This window comes from Nocardioides hungaricus (genome assembly GCF_054782915.1).
This window is the reverse complement of sequence record NZ_BAAGRO010000066.1, coordinates 171,913-188,547: the sequence shown is the minus strand read 5'-3', so window position 1 is coordinate 188,547 and position 16,635 is coordinate 171,913. Positions and strand designations below refer to the sequence as shown.

The 16,635-nt window shown below is 71.3% G+C and carries 18 protein-coding genes and 2 tRNA genes; 16 read left to right on the top strand and 4 right to left on the bottom strand.

Annotation, left to right across the window (positions count from 1 at the left end; all coding sequences use genetic code 11):
- From ACYVKX_RS23105 to ACYVKX_RS23090, 4 genes are all read right to left on the bottom strand, one after another.
- Nucleotides 1-307, bottom strand: a 307-nt coding sequence (locus ACYVKX_RS23105; protein ID WP_460836061.1) for a hypothetical protein, incomplete at its 3' end; no start/stop codon positions are given.
- Nucleotides 308-336: 29 nt separating this feature from the next.
- Nucleotides 337-1,863 (bottom strand): glycosyltransferase family 2 protein, encoded by a 1,527-nt coding sequence (locus ACYVKX_RS23100; RefSeq protein WP_460836060.1) that lies wholly within the window; start codon nt 1,861-1,863, stop codon nt 337-339.
- 154 nt (nt 1,864-2,017) lie between these two features.
- Nucleotides 2,018-2,266 (bottom strand): acyl-CoA carboxylase epsilon subunit, encoded by a 249-nt coding sequence (locus ACYVKX_RS23095; RefSeq protein ID WP_460836058.1) that lies wholly within the window; start codon nt 2,264-2,266, stop codon nt 2,018-2,020.
- A 149-nt stretch (nt 2,267-2,415) separates the two neighbouring features.
- The gene (locus ACYVKX_RS23090; RefSeq protein ID WP_460836057.1) at nt 2,416-4,041 is read right to left on the bottom strand and encodes an acyl-CoA carboxylase subunit beta; all 1,626 of its coding nucleotides are present in this window, start codon (nt 4,039-4,041) and stop codon (nt 2,416-2,418) included.
- Nucleotides 4,042-4,097: 56 nt separating this feature from the next.
- Here ACYVKX_RS23090 and ACYVKX_RS23085 point away from each other — a divergent pair, with 56 nt between their 5' ends.
- The 16 genes from ACYVKX_RS23085 (at nt 4,098) to clpX (ending at nt 16,601) form a co-directional block, all read left to right on the top strand.
- Complete coding sequence (locus ACYVKX_RS23085) at nt 4,098-4,919, top strand: biotin--[acetyl-CoA-carboxylase] ligase (RefSeq protein ID WP_460836056.1); 822 nt, start codon at nt 4,098-4,100, stop codon at nt 4,917-4,919.
- 12 nt (nt 4,920-4,931) lie between these two features.
- Nucleotides 4,932-5,435 (top strand): PH domain-containing protein, encoded by a 504-nt coding sequence (locus tag ACYVKX_RS23080; protein WP_460836055.1) that lies wholly within the window; start codon nt 4,932-4,934, stop codon nt 5,433-5,435.
- Complete coding sequence (locus ACYVKX_RS23075) at nt 5,422-6,411, top strand: adenylate/guanylate cyclase domain-containing protein (RefSeq protein ID WP_460836054.1); 990 nt, start codon at nt 5,422-5,424, stop codon at nt 6,409-6,411. Before ACYVKX_RS23080 ends, ACYVKX_RS23075 begins: the two co-directional genes overlap by 14 nt.
- A gap of 73 nt (nt 6,412-6,484) precedes the next feature.
- Nucleotides 6,485-6,796: a winged helix-turn-helix domain-containing protein gene (locus tag ACYVKX_RS23070; protein ID WP_460836053.1), complete on the top strand. Its 312-nt coding sequence runs from the start codon at nt 6,485-6,487 to the stop codon at nt 6,794-6,796.
- A 10-nt stretch (nt 6,797-6,806) separates the two neighbouring features.
- A complete protein-coding gene (locus ACYVKX_RS23065) occupies nt 6,807-7,961 on the top strand; it encodes a 5-(carboxyamino)imidazole ribonucleotide synthase (protein ID WP_460836051.1) in 1,155 nt (384 codons plus the stop codon).
- Between the two features lie 5 nt (nt 7,962-7,966).
- Nucleotides 7,967-8,494, top strand: a complete 528-nt coding sequence (gene purE, locus ACYVKX_RS23060; RefSeq protein WP_460836050.1) for a 5-(carboxyamino)imidazole ribonucleotide mutase — start codon at nt 7,967-7,969, stop codon at nt 8,492-8,494.
- Nucleotides 8,495-8,542: 48 nt separating this feature from the next.
- Complete coding sequence (locus ACYVKX_RS23055) at nt 8,543-9,049, top strand: ribose-5-phosphate isomerase (protein ID WP_460836049.1); 507 nt, start codon at nt 8,543-8,545, stop codon at nt 9,047-9,049.
- Nucleotides 9,042-9,878 (top strand): Fpg/Nei family DNA glycosylase, encoded by an 837-nt coding sequence (locus tag ACYVKX_RS23050; RefSeq protein ID WP_460836048.1) that lies wholly within the window; start codon nt 9,042-9,044, stop codon nt 9,876-9,878. The genes ACYVKX_RS23055 and ACYVKX_RS23050 overlap by 8 nt, the downstream gene beginning before the upstream one ends.
- A gap of 42 nt (nt 9,879-9,920) precedes the next feature.
- Nucleotides 9,921-10,988, top strand: a complete 1,068-nt coding sequence (locus ACYVKX_RS23045) for a PP2C family protein-serine/threonine phosphatase (protein ID WP_460836046.1) — start codon at nt 9,921-9,923, stop codon at nt 10,986-10,988.
- Nucleotides 10,989-11,057: 69 nt separating this feature from the next.
- Nucleotides 11,058-11,128 (top strand) — tRNA-Gly (locus ACYVKX_RS23040).
- A 27-nt stretch (nt 11,129-11,155) separates the two neighbouring features.
- A tRNA-Pro gene (locus tag ACYVKX_RS23035) sits at nt 11,156-11,228 on the top strand.
- A 48-nt stretch (nt 11,229-11,276) separates the two neighbouring features.
- Entirely contained in the window at nt 11,277-12,665 is a 1,389-nt protein-coding gene (tig, locus tag ACYVKX_RS23030; protein WP_460836045.1) for a trigger factor, read from the top strand.
- Between the two features lie 46 nt (nt 12,666-12,711).
- Nucleotides 12,712-13,842 carry an alpha/beta hydrolase gene (locus ACYVKX_RS23025; protein WP_460836044.1) on the top strand — a complete coding sequence of 377 codons (1,131 nt, stop codon included), beginning with the start codon at nt 12,712-12,714 and terminating at the stop codon, nt 13,840-13,842.
- A gap of 69 nt (nt 13,843-13,911) precedes the next feature.
- Complete coding sequence (locus ACYVKX_RS23020) at nt 13,912-14,574, top strand: ATP-dependent Clp protease proteolytic subunit (protein ID WP_460836043.1); 663 nt, start codon at nt 13,912-13,914, stop codon at nt 14,572-14,574.
- 3 nt (nt 14,575-14,577) lie between these two features.
- Nucleotides 14,578-15,189 (top strand): ATP-dependent Clp protease proteolytic subunit, encoded by a 612-nt coding sequence (locus tag ACYVKX_RS23015; RefSeq protein ID WP_460836041.1) that lies wholly within the window; start codon nt 14,578-14,580, stop codon nt 15,187-15,189.
- 128 nt (nt 15,190-15,317) lie between these two features.
- Complete coding sequence (clpX, locus tag ACYVKX_RS23010; protein ID WP_460836040.1) at nt 15,318-16,601, top strand: ATP-dependent Clp protease ATP-binding subunit ClpX; 1,284 nt, start codon at nt 15,318-15,320, stop codon at nt 16,599-16,601.
- The last annotated feature ends 34 nt before the right edge of the window (nt 16,602-16,635 follow it).

The window sequence follows — 16,635 nt, the reverse complement described above, 5'->3', positions numbered from 1 at the left end:
AGGCCTGGAAGGTGAACGAGAAGTACTTCCTGCCCTTCGGGTACCACTCGTTGGTCCGCGGCGTCGACTTGGTCGGGTACAGCGTGTAGACGAAGTCCAGGCCGTTGACGTCGACATGCGACTGGAACGTGCCGTCGCGGGTGAACTGCGAGGGGTACGGCGTCTCCGAGGCCGACGGCGATGCGGTCGGTGCCGGCGCGGGGTCGTTGGAGCTGGTGAGGTCGCCGAACACCGAGCAGCCGCCGAGCAGCACCACGGCGGCGAGGCCGGCGGTCGCCGACGCCAGGCGCGCGCGGATGCGGGACATGGGATCTCCTGGAGGGTGGTGGGGGAGGGTCAGGCCTTGAAGCCGCGGTAGCGCTTCATCGCCTTGATGATCATCCACGCGGTCTGGAGCACGGTGATCACCCCGAGGATCGGCCAGCACACGGCGAGGATGTCGGAGCGGAGCGGGATCGGCAGCAGCAGCGTCCAGATCGCGGCCGCGACCGCGAAGATCACCAGGAACGCGACGTACGGGTAGAGCCACGCGACGCCCTTGCCGCGCTCGGCCTTCGCCTGGGCCGCCCAGTTGTCGGTCTGCTGGCGGCTGAAGAACTTCAGCCAGGCCCGGACGAAGTGCCCCATCCGGATGACCATGTAGCTCTCGGCCGGCACGACCAGCAGCGCGAAGAGGTAGTCGCGCCGGTTCGCGAACTCCATCGACCGGGCGACGCGGAAGTTCAGCCATACCGCGGCCAGCGGCGGGATCAGCCACCACGGGCTGAACACGAACGCGTTGATGTTCAGGGAGCCGGCGAGCAGCAGCACGAACAGCACGCGGGTGGTGATGTTGATGACCATCGACATGTGCTCGAACCAGCGCAGCCGCAGGTTCGGGTGGAACGGCTGGCCCTTGGTGTCGCCGCGCTGGCCTGGCCACATCAGGTCGATGGCGCCGAAGTTCCACTTCACCTGCTGCGCGTCGAGCGAGCGCAGCGTGTCCATGCCGCCCACGTGGGCGCGCGCGCGGGCGGAGATCTTGGTGAGGTAGCCGGCGCTCTTGATCTGCAGCGAGAGGAGGGAGTCCTCGACCTCGCTGTCGTTGACCCACGGGGTCCGCTGGTGGCTGTCGCGCAGCACGTCGCGCAGCGCCTGGGTCGAGAAGATCGAGAACTGGCCGCCGAGCACCGCCATGTTGCGGCCCTTGAGCAGGTTCTGCATGTTGAACGCCGAGAACTGCGCGCGCTGGCCGGCGATGAGGAACTTCGCCATCGGGCCGTCGAGCGCCGAGTCGTCGATCGAGTAGATCGCGGAGATGCCGCCGATCCGGTCGTCGCTGGAGATCTCGTCGACGAGGTGCTGCACGGCGTCCGGCTCCGGCGTGGTGTCGCCGTCGACGCCGAGCAGGTAGTCCATGTGCTCGACGAGGGAGTAGCCGTAGTTGAGCGCGCCGACCTTCTTGTCGGGATTCTTGCCGATGTCGTGGACGTAGATGATCGTGCTCTGCTCGCCGGCCTCGGTCATCCGCGTCTGCGGGCCGGCGTAGTGGCTGGCGATCTCGACGGAGTCGTCGGAGGTGTTGTTGACGATCAGGTGGATGACGTCGGGCAGCCGGGTCTGCTGGAGCAGTGAGTCCAGCACGCCGGCGATCGTCTCGGCCTCGTTGTAGGCCGGGATGATGCAGCCGACCGTCGGGCGGTACGTCGGCGCCTCCTCGAGCGCGTCGAGGAACCGCGTCTCGTAGTCGGCCAGCCCCGGGTCGGCCATCCGGACGTACTCGTTGCCGCCCACGGCCGTGCCGGGCTGCTGGTACTGCTCCACTCCGGTGCCCGGCGGGGCCTGGTACGGGTACCCGTCCGGCCCCATGCTGTTCGCGTTCACGCCCTCGTCTCCTGCACTGTGCCCATTCTTGGGGCCCATTTCCCGGGCCGTCCCTGGCACCTCACCAGTGTCGGGAGCCCGCCTTAAGACGCCACACGGTAAAAACGAAAGTTTGGCTCAAGACTAGTGGTCCAGACCGGGCCGTGGCAGGAGGTCAGCGTGGGAGCCCGCTGGAGCGCCACCCTCCGGGGCCGTGCGGGAGCGTGCGGCGTACGCCGCGGTGCGGAGCGCCCCACTCGGGCCGGCGCCGCTGCGGGGGGGCCGCCGGTGCCCGGAGCGAGGCGAGCACGGCGACGACCGCGGCGACCTCCTCGGGCGTCGCGTCGCCCCTGATGATGCGGAGGAAAGCGGGCGGGGTGTCGGCGGTTGCGGCGGTCTCTCGGCCTGCGGTGGGCTCTGGCATCTCCCTGGTCACCGCTTCCTTTCGGGTGCGAGTTGTCTCGGTGGGCGCCGAGTCGGCGCTAGTTGCCCGTTCCCCCGCTGCGCTCCTCCCGGGCAACTAGCGCCGACTCAGCGATATCCCGCTGCTCGGGGGCCGCTCCGCGACCCCGCTCACAGCGGGATGTTCCCATGCTTCTTCGCGGGGAGCGTCTCGCGCTTCGAGCGCAGCAGGCGGAGGGCCCGGACCACCTCGACGCGGGTCTCGTGCGGGGAGATCACCGCGTCGACGTACCCGCGCTCGGCGGCGATGTAGGGGTTGGCCAGCGTGGTCTCGTACTCGTCGATCAGCTCGGCGCGCCTCGCCTCGACGTCGCCGCCGTCCTGCTCGATCGCGGCGAGCTCCTTGCGGTAGACGATGTTGGCCGCGCCCTGCGCGCCCATCACCGCGATCTGCGCGGTCGGCCAGGCCAGGTTGATGTCGGCGCCGAGGTGCTTGGAGCCCATCACGTCGTAGGCGCCGCCGTAGGCCTTGCGGGTGATGATCGTGACCAGCGGGACCGTGGCCTCGGCGTAGGCGTAGATCAGCTTGGCGCCGCGACGGATGATGCCGTTCCACTCCTGGTCGGTGCCGGGGAGGAAGCCGGGGACGTCGACGAAGGTCAGCACCGGGATGCTGAAGGCGTCGCAGAAGCGCACGAACCGGGCGGCCTTCTCCGAGGCGTCGATGTCGAGGGTGCCGGCGAACTGCATCGGCTGGTTGGCGACCACGCCGACCGAGTGGCCCTCGACCCGGCCGAAGCCGACGACGATGTTCGGGGCGAACAGCTCCTGGACCTCGAGGAACTCCCCCACGCCGTCGTCATCGTCATCGACGACCGTGCGGATCACGTCGTGCATGTCGTAGGGCTGGTTCGGCGAGTCCGGGATGATCGTGTCGAGCGCCCGGTCGGGCTCGGTGATCTCCAGCTCAGGCTGGGAGTCGAAGGACGGGACCTCGTCCAGGTTGTTCTGCGGCAGGTAGGACAGCAGCGCCTTGACGTACTCGATCGCGTCCTCCTCGTCCGCGCCGAGGTAGTGGGCGTTGCCGGACTTGGTGTTGTGCGTGCGCGCGCCGCCGAGGTCCTCCATCGAGACGTCCTCGCCGGTGACGGTCTTGATCACGTCGGGGCCGGTGATGAACATGTTCGAGGTGCCGTCGACCATGATCGTGAAGTCGGTGACCGCGGGGGAGTAGACGTGCCCGCCCGCGCAGGAGCCCATGATCATCGAGATCTGCGGGATCACGCCGGAGGCGTGCACGTTGCGGCGGAAGATCTCGCCGTACAGGCCGAGCGAGACGACGCCCTCCTGGATGCGGGCGCCGGCGCCCTCGTTGATCCCGACGATCGGGCAGCCGGTCTTGATGGCGAGGTCCATCACCTTGGTGATCTTCTCGCCGTAGACCTCGCCCAGCGACCCGCCGAAGATCGTGAAGTCCTGGGAGAACACGCACACCTGACGGCCGTCGATGGTGCCGTAGCCGGTGACCACGCCGTCGCCGTACGGGCGGTTCTGCTCGAGCCCGAACGCCGTGGAGCGGTGCCGCGCGAGCTCGTCGAGCTCGACGAACGAGCCCTCGTCGAAGAGCAGCTCGATCCGCTCGCGGGCGGTCTTGCGGCCCTTGGCGTGCTGCTTCTCGATCGCCTTGGCGGACCCGGCGTGCACGGCCTCGTCGAGGCGGCGGTCGAGGTCGGCGAGCTTGCCGGCGGTGGTGTGGAGGTCCGGGACGTCGGTTCCCTCGCCGGGGTGGGCACTCATCGGCTTGCGGCTCCTCGGATGGCAACTGGTGTGGACCGTGGGCCAATCTAGTGCCCGTGACCGCCGAGCAGATGAGACGCCCACCACTCGACGCGACGGCGCTGGCGGCGCTTGCGCCCGATCTCGTGGTCGAGGTGCACGAGATGGCGACGTCGACCAACGCCGTCGCCGCGGAGCGCGCCCGAGCCGGCGCGCCCGACGGCCTCGTGGTCGTCGCCGAGCACCAGACCGCCGCCCGGGGACGGCTCGACCGCACCTGGGAGACGCCGCCGCGGGCCGCCGCGCTCCTCTCGATGGTGCTGCGGCCGACGGTCCCAGCCGCGGACTGGCCGTGGTTGCCGTTGCTGACCGGGCACACGGTCGCGAAGGCGCTGCGCGCGAGCGGGTACGCCGCCGCCGGCGTGAAGTGGCCCAACGACGTGCTCATCGGCGACCGCAAGGTCGCCGGCATCCTCGTCGAGCGGATCGAGACCCCCGACGGGCCGGCCGCCGTCGTCGGCATCGGGCTGAACGTCTCGCTCACCGTCGACGAGCTGCCGGTGCCCACGGGGACCTCGCTCGCGATCGAGTCCGGCTCCGAGCCGGACCGGACCGCGGTCCTGGTCGAGCTGCTGCGCTCGCTGCGCGAGGCGTGCGACGCCTGGCAGGCGGGCGGCGCCGACGCGGTGCGACACCTGCGGGCGTCGTACGCCGCCGGCTGCGTGACCGTGGGCCGCGACGTGCGCGTGGAGCTGCCGGGCGGCGACGTGCTGCTCGGCCGCGCGACCGGGATCGACCCGTCCGGGCGGCTGGTCGTCCTCGGGTCGGGCGGCGAGACCGCCGTGGGCGCCGGCGACGTCGTGCATGTGCGGGCCGTCACCTCCGGGCTCGATCAGTGACATGATCGGCGGGTGGCCATCTCGCGCAGGCTCCTCAACGAGGGTGAGAGCGTCGTCGTCGACACCCGCTCGCACGTCAAGGTGCTGGTCCTGCCCCTGATCCTCCTCGTCCTCCTGCTCGCGATCGGCACCTACGCGCAGGTGCAGATCGGGTCGAGGTACGCGATGTGGGCGATCTGGATCGTGCTCGCCATCGGGATCGTCTGGTGGGTGCTGCGGCCGCTGGTCGTCTGGGCCACGGCGACCTACACCTTCACCGACCGGCGGCTGATCACCCGGCGCGGCGTGATCGTGCGCCGCGGCCACGACATGCCGCTGGCCCGGATCAGCGACATCGCCTACGAGTTCGGCCCGATCGACCGGCTGCTCGGCTGCGGCACGCTGATCATCTCGGACGCGAGCACGAACGGCCAGATCGAGATCCACGACATCCCGCGGGTCGAGGAGACCCAGCGGAAGGTCAACGAGCTGATCCAGCGCAGCCACGGCGCCGCGGCGGGACATGAGGGAACCTGAGCAGCCGCCCGAGGGGCAGCCCGACCTGGAGCGGGCCATCCTCGGCGAGGCGCCGGTCTTCAACGCACCCGAGGTCGCCGAGCGCACCGGCGTGACCATCGAGGAGGCGCGCCGGCTCTGGCGCGCCCTGGGGTTCCCCGAGCACGGGCTCGAGATGGCCTTCACCGACGCGGACGCCGCGTCGCTCGAGACGCTGCTGAGCGTCGTGCGCAGCGGGCTGATCGACTTCGACATGGCCGTGAACCTGACCCGCGCGGTCGGGCAGACCATGGCGCGGCTCGCGGACTGGGAGGTCGCGACGCTGCTGCACCGGGTCGAGGAGCTCGCCACCGGCGAGGACGCGGCGGGCAGCCGCAGCGACTCGGCGCTGCGGCTGATCGAGGACCTCAAGGGCCCGTTCGAGGGCCTGCTCGTCTACGTGTGGCGGCGGCACCTGGCCGCCGCGGTCGCCCGAGTCGAGGCGCTGCGCGCGAACGAGGAGGACCTCAACACCGTCCAGGTGACGGTCGGGTTCGCCGACATCGTCAGCTTCACCGCGCTGTCCAACCGGCTCTCGGAGGAGCGGATCGGCGACCTGGTCGAGCTGTTCGAGTCGCGCTGCGCGGACGTGGTCGCGGCCCAGCGCGGCCGGGTGATCAAGAGCATCGGCGACTCGGTGCTGTTCGTGAACGACGACCCGGTCCGGGCCTACGACACCGCCGAGGGGATCATCAACGTGATCGGCCGCGACGGCCGGATGCCCGACGTACGCGTCGGCCTGGCGAGCGGCTCCGTGGTGATGCGGCTCGGCGACGTCTTCGGGCCCCCGGTCAACCTCGCCGCGCGGCTCACCGCGGTCGCCCGGCGCAACCGGATCATCATCGACGGCGCCACCGCCGGCCTGCTGCCGGAGACCGAGTTCGAGACCCGGCCGCTGCCGGCCCGCCCGGTCCGCGGCTTCGGCATCGTCGAGCCGGTGGCGGTACGACGGGCCTGAGGGACGCTCCGCGTCCGGATCACAGTTTTGGCGTTTGCGGCCCATCGGGCCGCCGGCGTCCTACCGTGGGCGGATGCTCGAGGTGCAGGACGTACGGCTCGACCCCGAGAGCCGGCGCGCGTGGCGCGGTGACGAGGAGATCGTCCTGTCCCGCAAGGAGTTCGAGCTCGTGCACGCGCTGATGGTCCGTGCGGGCGAGATCGTCACCCGCGAGGAGCTGATGCGCGACGTCTGGCACACGACGTTCTGGACGTCGTCGAAGACGATCGACGTGCACCTGGGCTGGGTGCGGCGCAAGCTCGGCGACGACAGCCGCCATCCGCGGCTGATCACCACGATCCGCGGGCAGGGGCTGCGCTTCGAGACCGAGGAGCGCACCATCTAGAGTCCTCCGTGTGCTCGCACCGACCCTGGCCGTGATCGGCGGAGGCCAGCTGGCCCGGATGATGGCCGAGCCCGCGGCCGCGATGGGCCTCCCGCTGCGGCTGCTCGCCGAGGGTGAGGGCGTCTCGGCCGCGCAGGTGATCCCCGACCACGTCGTCGGCGACTACACCTCGCTCGACACGCTGCGCGCGGTGACTGCCGGCTGCCCGGTCGTGACCTTCGACCACGAGCACGTGCCGACCGAGCACCTGCACGCGCTGGCCGCCGACGGGATCGCGGTGCGGCCTGGCCCGGGCGCGCTGGTGCACGCCCAGGACAAGGGCGTGATGCGAGCCCGGCTGGCCGAGCTCGGCGTGCCCTGCCCCCGCAACGCGGTCGTCGCCTCGGTCGCCGAGGTCGAGGAGTTCGGCCTCCCGTGCGTCCTCAAGACCACCCGCGGCGGGTACGACGGCAAGGGCGTGTGGCTCGTGCGCTCGGCCGCCGACTGCCCGACCGCCTTCGAGGCCGGGACGCCGGTCCTCGCCGAGGAGCTCGTCGACTTCCGGCGCGAGCTCGCCGCAGTGGTCGTGCGCGCCCCGAGCGGTCAGGCGGCGGCGTACCCCGTCGTCGCCTCGACCCAGCGGGACGGCATCTGCCACGAGGTGATCGCCCCCGCGCCCGACCTGGCGCCGGAGCTGGCGGGGGAGGCGCAGGAGATCGCGCTGCGGATCGCGGGCGCGCTCGACGTGACCGGGGTGCTCGCGGTCGAGCTGTTCGAGACGAACGACGGGCGCGTGCTCGTCAACGAGCTCGCGATGCGGCCGCACAACACCGGGCACTGGACGCAGGACGGCGCGGTCACCTCGCAGTTCGAGAACCACCTGCGCGCCGTGCTCGACCTGCCGCTCGGCTCGCCGGCGCCGCGGGCGCGGTGGACGGTGATGGTCAACATCCTCGGCGGGCCGGACCGCCCCGATGGACAGAGCGTGGGCCGCCTCTACGACGGCTACCCGCACGCGCTGGCGCGCGACCCGCTCCTGCGGGTGCACCTCTACGGCAAGGACCTGCGGCCGGGCCGCAAGGTCGGGCACGTCAACGCCTACGGCGACGACCTCGACGACTGCCTCGAGCGCGCGCGGCACGCCGCCGCGTGGTTCCGCGGCGACCTGGGAGACGAGAGTGAGTGATATCGGTGGCTGAGCCCGTGGAAGCCGCGCGCGTCGGCATCGTGATGGGGTCCGACTCGGACTGGCCGGTGATGAAGGCGGCCGCCGAGGCGCTGGCCGAGTTCGGCATCTCCTATGAGGCCGACGTGAAGTCCGCGCACCGGATGCCCGACGAGATGCTCGCCTACGGCCGCTCGGCTGCCGATCGCGGGCTGTCGGTGATCGTCGCCGGCGCCGGTGGCGCCGCCCATCTGCCCGGGATGCTCGCCGCCGTCACGCCGCTCCCGGTCATCGGCGTACCCGTGCCGCTGAAGCACCTCGACGGCCTGGACTCGCTGCTCTCGATCGTGCAGATGCCCGCCGGCATCCCGGTCGCCACGGTCGCCGTCGGCGGCGCCCGCAACGCCGGCCTGCTCGCCGTCCGCATCCTGGCCGCCACCTCGCCGGAGCTGCGGGAGAGGCTGGTCGAGTTCCAGGCATCGCTGCGGGAGACGGCCGCCGCCAAGGGCGAGGTCGTCCGCAACGACGCCATCGGGCGGCGCGTCGGCTTCTGAGGGCCCGGCCGGAGCTGGCTGAGCCAGTGCTGCTGACAAGATGGCCCCATGCGCGTGCACCTCGGCTGCGACCATGCCGGACTCGACCTCAAGGACCACCTGACCCGCTGGCTCGCCGAGCACGGCTACGAGCCGGTCGACCACGGTCCGTTCCGGTACGACGCCCTCGACGACTACCCGGTGTTCTGCCTGCGCGCGGCCGAGGGCGTAGCGCAGGACCGGGCGCGGGGCCTGGACAGCCTCGGCGTCGTCATCGGCGGCTCGGGCAACGGCGAGCAGATGGCCGCCAACAAGGTGCCGGGCATCCGGGCCGCGCTGGTGTGGTCCGAGGACACCGCCCGGCTGGCTCGCGAGCACAACGACGCCAACGTCGTCTCGGTCGGCGGCCGGATGCACCCGCTCGAGGACATGACCCGCTTCGTGGAGGTCTTCCTCGCCGAGCCCTTCAGCGGCGAGGAGCGGCACGTGCGCCGGATCGGGCAGCTGGCGTCGTACGAGCGGACCCGCGAGCTCCCGCCGCTGCCCGCGTCCGCCGCCCCGGCCGCCGATGCCTGAGGGGCACACCCTCCACCGGCTCGCGGACGCGATCACGGCCGCCTTCGGCGGCCGGGTCGTCCGCGCCGGCAGCCCGCAGGGCCGGTTCGCCGACTCGGCCGCGCTGATCGACGGGCAGGTGCTGGAGGGCGCCGAGGCGTGGGGCAAGCAGTTGTTCATCGAGTTCTCCGGCGAGCGCTTCGTCCAGGTCCACCTCGGCCTCTACGGCAGCTTCGATGTCCACGACGACGTCGACGACGTGCCGCCGCCGGTCGGGCAGGTGCGGCTGCGCCTGATCGGCCCGGGGTCGTACGCCGACCTGCGCGGTGCGACCACGTGCGCGCTGGTCACCCGCGAGCAGCGCGACGCGGTCGTCGCCCGCTCCGGCCCGGACCCGCTGCGCGAGGACGCCGATCCGGACCGGGCCTGGCAGCGGATCCGCCGCAGCAGGGCGCCGATCGGCCAGCTGCTCATGGACCAGGCGGTGCTGGCCGGCGTCGGCAACGTCTACCGGGCCGAGGTGCTGTTCCGGCACCGGATGGACCCGATGCGCCCTGGCGACACCCTACGACCGGGCCAGTGGCGGGCGATGTGGGACGACCTCGTCGAGCTGATGCGCGAGGGCGTGCGCACCGGCCGGATCGACACGGTCCGGCCCGAGCACACGCCCGAGGCCATGGGGCGGCCGCCGCGCAGGGACGACCACGGGGGAGAGGTCTACGTCTACCGGCGTACCGGCCAGCCCTGCCTGGTGTGCGGCACCGCGGTCCGGACGACCGTCCTCCAGGGACGCAACCTGTTCTGGTGCCCGCGCTGCCAGCGCGCGTTCCGCTCCCGCGCGGGCTCCTGACCACTACTCTCTCGATCACCACGAGCGAAGGGCCCAGGACGCATGACGGCAGGCGCGCGCGACCTCCGGCGGGCGCTGCTGCGCGGCGTGTCGCCGGCGCAGCGCACGCTCGCGTGGCTGGTCGTGCTCACGGTCGTGGTCACCGCCGCCGCGCTCATCTGGCCGCAGTACGTCCCGTTGACGACCCTGGTCGTCCCGCTGCTGCTCGGCAGCCTGCTGCTCAGCCCGCGCCACCTGCCCTGGTTCGTGGTGTTCCTGATGGTGATGCTGATGCTCTGCATCGGCCGGCTCGTGGAGATCAACGCCCGCACCGTGCTCGCCATCGCGGTGCTGTTCCTGCTCTGCTTCATCGTGCTGGTCACGTCGTTCCGGCGCTCCCGGCTCGGGGTCGCCGGCGCCCTGGGCGAGTCGATGCTGGTCGACCTGCGCGACCGCATCCTCAAGCAGGGCGGCGTCCCGACGACCCCCGAGGGCTGGCTGGTGGAGAGGGCGCTGCGCTCGGCGGGCGGTACGCCGTTCGCCGGCGACTTCGTCGTCTCCAGCCGCGCCCGCGACGGCTCCCGGGTCGAGCTCGTCGTCGTCGACGTGTCCGGCAAGGGCGAGCAGGCCGGCACCCGCGCACTGCTGCTGTCCGGCGCCTTCGGCGGCCTCCTCGGCGCGCTGCCGCCCGCGGAGTTCCTGCCCGCCGCCAACGACTACCTGCTCCGCCAGGACTGGGCGGAGGGCTTCGCGACCGCCGTACACCTCTCGCTCGACGTGCTCACCGGCGACTTCCAGGTGCGCGCCGCCGGCCACCCGCCGGCCGCCCAGCTCACCGCCGGCACCGGCCGCTGGACCGTGCACGAGGCCGAGGGTCCGGTGCTGGGGCTGATGGAGGACGCCGAGTTCACGGTGGTCCGCGGCCAGCTGCGCCCCGGCGACGCGCTGCTGCTCTACACCGACGGCCTGGTCGAGACCCCGCGCCGCGACATCGGCCTCGGCATCGACCGGATGCTCGGCCAGGCCGAGCGGCTGCTGCGCGGCACCTTCGACGGCGGCGCCGACCGGCTCGTGGACGCCCTGGGCTCGGACAACGACGACCGCGCTCTGGTGCTGATTCATCGGCGGTAGCCGCGGTGTGGCACCATGACTCCCGCACTCGAGCGGCCAGAGCGGCGGTCCAGAACGGCGGTCGAGCGCGCGGATGTAGCTCAATGGCAGAGCCCCAGTCTTCCAAACTGGCTACGCGGGTTCGATTCCCGTCATCCGCTCTCAAGGGCCCGGCGACGGGCCCTTGGCGGGGCGTAGCGTAGTGGCTAGCGCGCCTGCTTTGGGAGCAGGAGATCGCAGGTTCGAGTCCTGTCGCCCCGACGCACCACCACATTCAAAAGCACCCCAGAATGACCTAGGAGAAGACCTGTGAAGAGCGCCGTCGAGACCTTGAGCCCCACCCGGGCCAAGCTGACCGTCGAGGTGCCCTTCGAGGAGCTCAAGCCGAGCCTCGACGCGGCGTACAAGCAGATCGCCAAGCAGATCAACGTCCCCGGCTTCCGCCGCGGCAAGGTCCCGCCGCCGGTGATCGACCGCCAGGTCGGCCGCGGCGCCGTCCTCGACCAGGCGATCAACGAGGTCGTCCCGCAGAAGTACGCCGAGGCGCTGCAGGCCAACTCCCTCCAGCCGCTGGCGCAGCCGGAGATCGAGGTCACCAAGTTCGAGGACAACGCGGCGCTGGAGTTCACCGCCGAGGTCGACGTCCGCCCGGAGATCGAGCTGCCGTCGTACGACGGTGTGGAGGCCCAGGTCGAGGACGTCGAGCTGTCCGACGCCGACGTCGAGGAGCAGGTCGAGGCGCTGCGCGAGCGGTTCGCCACCCTGGTCGACGTCGAGCGCCCGGCCGTCGACGGCGACTTCGTCGTCCTGGACCTCAAGGCCACCCGCGACGGCGAGGCCGTCGAAGGCGCCGAGGTCGCCGGCATGTCCTACCGCGTGGGTCGCGGCGGCATGCTCGACGGCCTCGACGAGGCGCTGACCGGCATGGCCGCCGGCGACGAGAAGACCTTCACCTCCCAGCTCGTGGGCGGCGACCTGGTCGGCGAGGACGTCGACGTGCTGGTCTCGGTCAGCCAGGTCCAGGAGCAGGAGCTCCCCGACCTCGACGATGAGTTCGCCCAGATGGCCTCGGAGTTCGACACCGTCGAGGAGCTGACCGCCGACGTGCGCGAGCGCCTCGGCCGCGGCAAGCGGCTCGAGCAGGCTGCCGCCGCCCGCGACGCCGTCCTCGAGGCGCTCCTCGAGAAGGTCGAGGTCCCGCTGCCGGAGACCGTCGTGACCGACGAGCTCAACGCGCGCCGCGGCAACATCGAGCAGCAGCTCGCCCTGGCCGGCATCACCATGGACAAGTACCTCGAGGACGAGAAGCAGACCCAGGAGGAGTTCGAGGCCGACCTCGACCGCCGGGTCCGCGACGCCGTGGCCGCGCAGTTCATCCTGGACGAGATCGCCAAGCGCGAGGAGTTCGGGATCGACCAGCAGGAGCTCTCCGAGCACATGGTCCGCCGCGCCCAGCAGTCCGGCCAGGACCCGCAGGAGTTCGCGAACCACATGTTCGAGCACAACCACATCCCCGAGCTGGTGCAGGAGATCCTGCGCGGCAAGGCGCTGGCCCGGATCGTCGAGGCCGCGGTCGTCAAGGACGCCTCGGGCAACGTGGTCGAGCTGAGGAACCTGCGCCCCGACGGCACCATCGGCGAGCCGGAGGACGAGACCGAGGCTGCCACGGACGAGGCTGCCGTGGAGGAGACCGCCTAGTACCTCGGCGGGCGAAGGACGCCGGCCGCGGTACTAGCATCGGTCCATGACGGTCGCCGCGGGGCCCACCTATCTGGACGCCCTCTCGCTCCTCTCCGTGGTCGCCGACGAGCTGGTCGTGCGCAGCGTCCGCGACACCCACGACGCCTGGGCCGACCGCCTCGGCGGCCACCCGGGGCGCGGCATCGCCTCCGCGGCGTACGCCGGCACGGGGCTCGGGCTCCGCGCGGCGTCGTACGCCCTCGGCCGGGCGGCCGACGCCGGCCTCGGCCCGCGGCTCGAGGACGGCCCGCGCGGGCGGTTCGTGAGCTCCGCGGTCAACGGGCTGATCGGCGACCGGCTCGCGGCCGACCGGCCCCGGATGGCGATCCCGATGGCCGTGCGGGCCGGCGGGCGGGACGTGCCGGTGGCCGACCTCGCGACCGCGTTCCCCGGCGCCACCGGCCGGGTCGTGCTGTTCCTCCACGGCCTCTGCGAGAACGAGTCGTACTGGGACCGCGGCCGTGCCACGACGGGGACGACGTACGCCGACACGCTGGCCGGGATGGGCTGGACGCCGGTTCTCCTGCGCGCCAACACCGGGCTCGGGCTGCGCGAGAACGGCGTCGCGCTGTCCGCGCTCGCCCAGCGGCTGGTCGAGGCGTGGCCGGTGCCGGTGACCCGGGTCGCGCTGGTCGGGCACTCGATGGGCGGGCTGATCGTGCGGGCCGCCGGCGCGGTCGCCGCGGATGTCGAGGCGCCGTGGACCGACCTCGTCTCCGACGTCGTCACGCTCGGCACGCCGCACCTCGGCGCCCCGATCGCGGCCGGCATCGGCCACGGCAGCCGGGGGCTCGCCCGGCTGCGCGAGACGGCGGCGTTCGGGCGGATCCTCGACGCGCGCTCGGTCGGCGTCCACGACCTGGTCGCCGGGCTCGCCGAGGACGTGCCGCCGCTGCCGCACGCCCGGTACCGCCTGGTCGCGGCGACGCTCACGACCCGGCCGCGCCACCCCGTCGGCCAGGTGGTCGGCGACCTGCTCGTGCGGGTGCCGTCGGCGTACGGCGAGGGCCTCTTCCCCGGCGCCACGAGGCTGCACCTCGGCCGGACCGACCACTTCGGGCTGCTCAACCACCCCCGGGTCCACGACGCCCTGCGGGAGTGGCTGGGAGAGGACGCCCGGGCCGTGGCCACCTGAAATCCGCTGTCGGCGAACAGCGGGGGATTGGCCGTGGAAGTGTCGATCCTTCCGGCTAGGGTCGCTTCCGTGACCCCGTACTCGACCCAGGACTCGACCCAGGACTCCGGCCCCCAGCTCAACGGCGGCGCGGGGATGAACGTCCTCGACGACCACATCTACCAGCGGCTGCTGCGCGAGCGGATCGTCTTCCTCGGCTCCGAGGTGCGCGACCAGAACGCCAACGCGATCTGCGCCCAGCTGCTGCTGCTCTCGGCGGAGGACCCCGAGGCCGACATCTTCCTCCACATCAACAGCCCCGGCGGCTCGGTGGACGCGGGCATGGCGATCTACGACACCATGAACTACATCCCGAACGACGTCGCGACGGTCGGGATGGGCCTGGCCGCGTCGATGGGGCAGTTCCTGCTCTGCGCCGGCACGAAGGGCAAGCGCTACGCGCTGCCGCACGCGCGGATCATGATGCATCAGCCGTCGTCCGGCATGGGCGGCTCCGCCTCGGACATCAAGATCCAGGCCCAGCAGTCGCTGCACATCAAGAAGGTGCTGCTCGACCTGATCGCCGAGCACACCGGCCAGACCGTCGAGCAGGTCGAGCAGGACGCCGACCGCGACCGCTGGTTCACCGCCGACCAGGCCAAGGAGTACGGCCTGGTCGACCAGGTCATCAAGAGCGCCCGCGAGGCCGCCGACGACGGCCGTCCCGCCCACGGCAAGAGCCAGAAGGACTGACCCGTGAACTACTACATCCCGCAGTGGGAAGAGCGCACGTCGTACGGCTTCCGCCGGATCGACCCCTACGCGAAGCTGTTCGAGGACCGCATCATCTACCTCGGCACCCCGATCTCCGACGACGTCGCGAACGCCGTCATCGCGCAGCTGATGTGCCTGGAGTCGATGAACCCCGACCAGGACGTGCAGATCTACATCAACAGCCCGGGCGGCTCGTTCACCGCGCTGACCGCGATCTACGACACGATGAACTTCATCAAGCCCGACGTGCAGACCGTCTGTATCGGCCAGGCCGCCTCGGCCGCGGCGATCCTGCTCGGCGCGGGTACGACGGGCAAGCGGATGGCGCTGCCGAACAGCCGGATCCTGATCCACCAGCCCTACACCGAGGGCACCTTCGGCCAGACCTCGGACATCGAGATCCAGGCCAACGAGATCCTGCGCATGCGCGAGCTCCTCGAGAAGATGATCAGCGACCACAGCGGCCGCTCGATCGAGGAGGTCAGCCACGACATCGAGCGCGACAAGATCCTGACCGCCGAGCAGGCGCTCGAGTACGGCCTGATCGACTCGGTGGTGGAGTCGCGCAAGGGGACCCCGGTCCTCACCGGCTGATGGACCGGCCGATCCTCGTGTCCCGCGCGCACGCGGCGCCGGCACGGGGTAACGTCGGAGAGGTCTCTCGTACGACACGCTGGACCGTTCCACCCGCACAGAGCCCGACTACCGGAGGATGACCGACCGTGGCACGTATCGGTGACGGAGGGGACCTGCTCAAGTGCTCCTTCTGCGGGAAGAGCCAGAAGCAGGTCAAGAAGCTGATCGCGGGCCCGGGCGTCTACATCTGCGACGAGTGCATCGACCTCTGCAACGAGATCATCGAGGAGGAGCTCAGCGAGGGGACCGAGGTCGGCCTCGACGAGCTGCCGAAGCCGAAGGAGATCTTCGAGTTCCTCAACGCCTACGTGATCGGCCAGGAGCAGGCCAAGAAGTCGCTCGCGGTGGCGGTCTACAACCACTACAAGCGCGTGCAGGCCGGCCTCCAGCCCGTCTCGGGCAAGCACACCAAGGAGGAGGTCGTCGAGGTCGCGAAGTCCAACATCCTCGTGATCGGGCCGACCGGCTGCGGCAAGACCTACCTGGCGCAGACCCTGGCGCGGATGCTCAACGTGCCCTTCGCGATCGCCGACGCCACCGCGCTCACCGAGGCCGGGTACGTCGGCGAGGACGTCGAGAACATCCTCCTCAAGCTGATCCAGGCCGCCGACTACGACGTCAAGAAGGCCGAGACCGGCATCATCTACATCGACGAGATCGACAAGGTGGCCCGCAAGGCCGAGAACCCGTCGATCACCCGCGACGTCTCCGGCGAGGGCGTGCAGCAGGCGCTGCTGAAGATCATCGAGGGCACCACCGCCTCGGTCCCGCCGCAGGGCGGCCGCAAGCACCCGCACCAGGAGTTCATCCAGATCGACACCACGAACATCCTGTTCGTGGTCGGCGGCGCGTTCGCCGGGCTGGAGCACATCGTTGAGCAGCGGGTCGGCAAGAAGACCCTCGGCTTCACCGCCGACGTGCGCGGCAAGGCCGAGCGCGAGGCCGACGACCTGCTCGCCCAGGTGCGGCCCGAGGACCTCACCAAGTTCGGCCTGATCCCCGAGTTCATCGGCCGCCTCCCGCTGATCGCGAGCGTCTCCAAGCTCGACCAGGAGGCGCTGGTCCAGATCCTCACCGAGCCGCGCAACGCGCTGGTGAAGCAGTACCAGAAGCTCTTCGAGCTCGACGGCGTCGAGCTCGAGTTCACCGAGGACGCCGTCGAGGCGATCGCCGACAGGGCGATGGAGCGGGGCACCGGTGCGCGCGGTCTGCGCGCGATCATCGAGGAGGTCCTCCTCCATGTGATGTACGACGTACCCTCGCGCGGCGACATCGCCAGGGTCGTCGTGACCCGCGAGGTCGTGACCGACGACGTGGCCCCGACCCTGGTGCCCCGCGAGTCCGAGGCCAAGAAGAAGAAGTCGGCGTAGTCCCTAGCCCGGCATGACTAGGCCCGACTAGTCC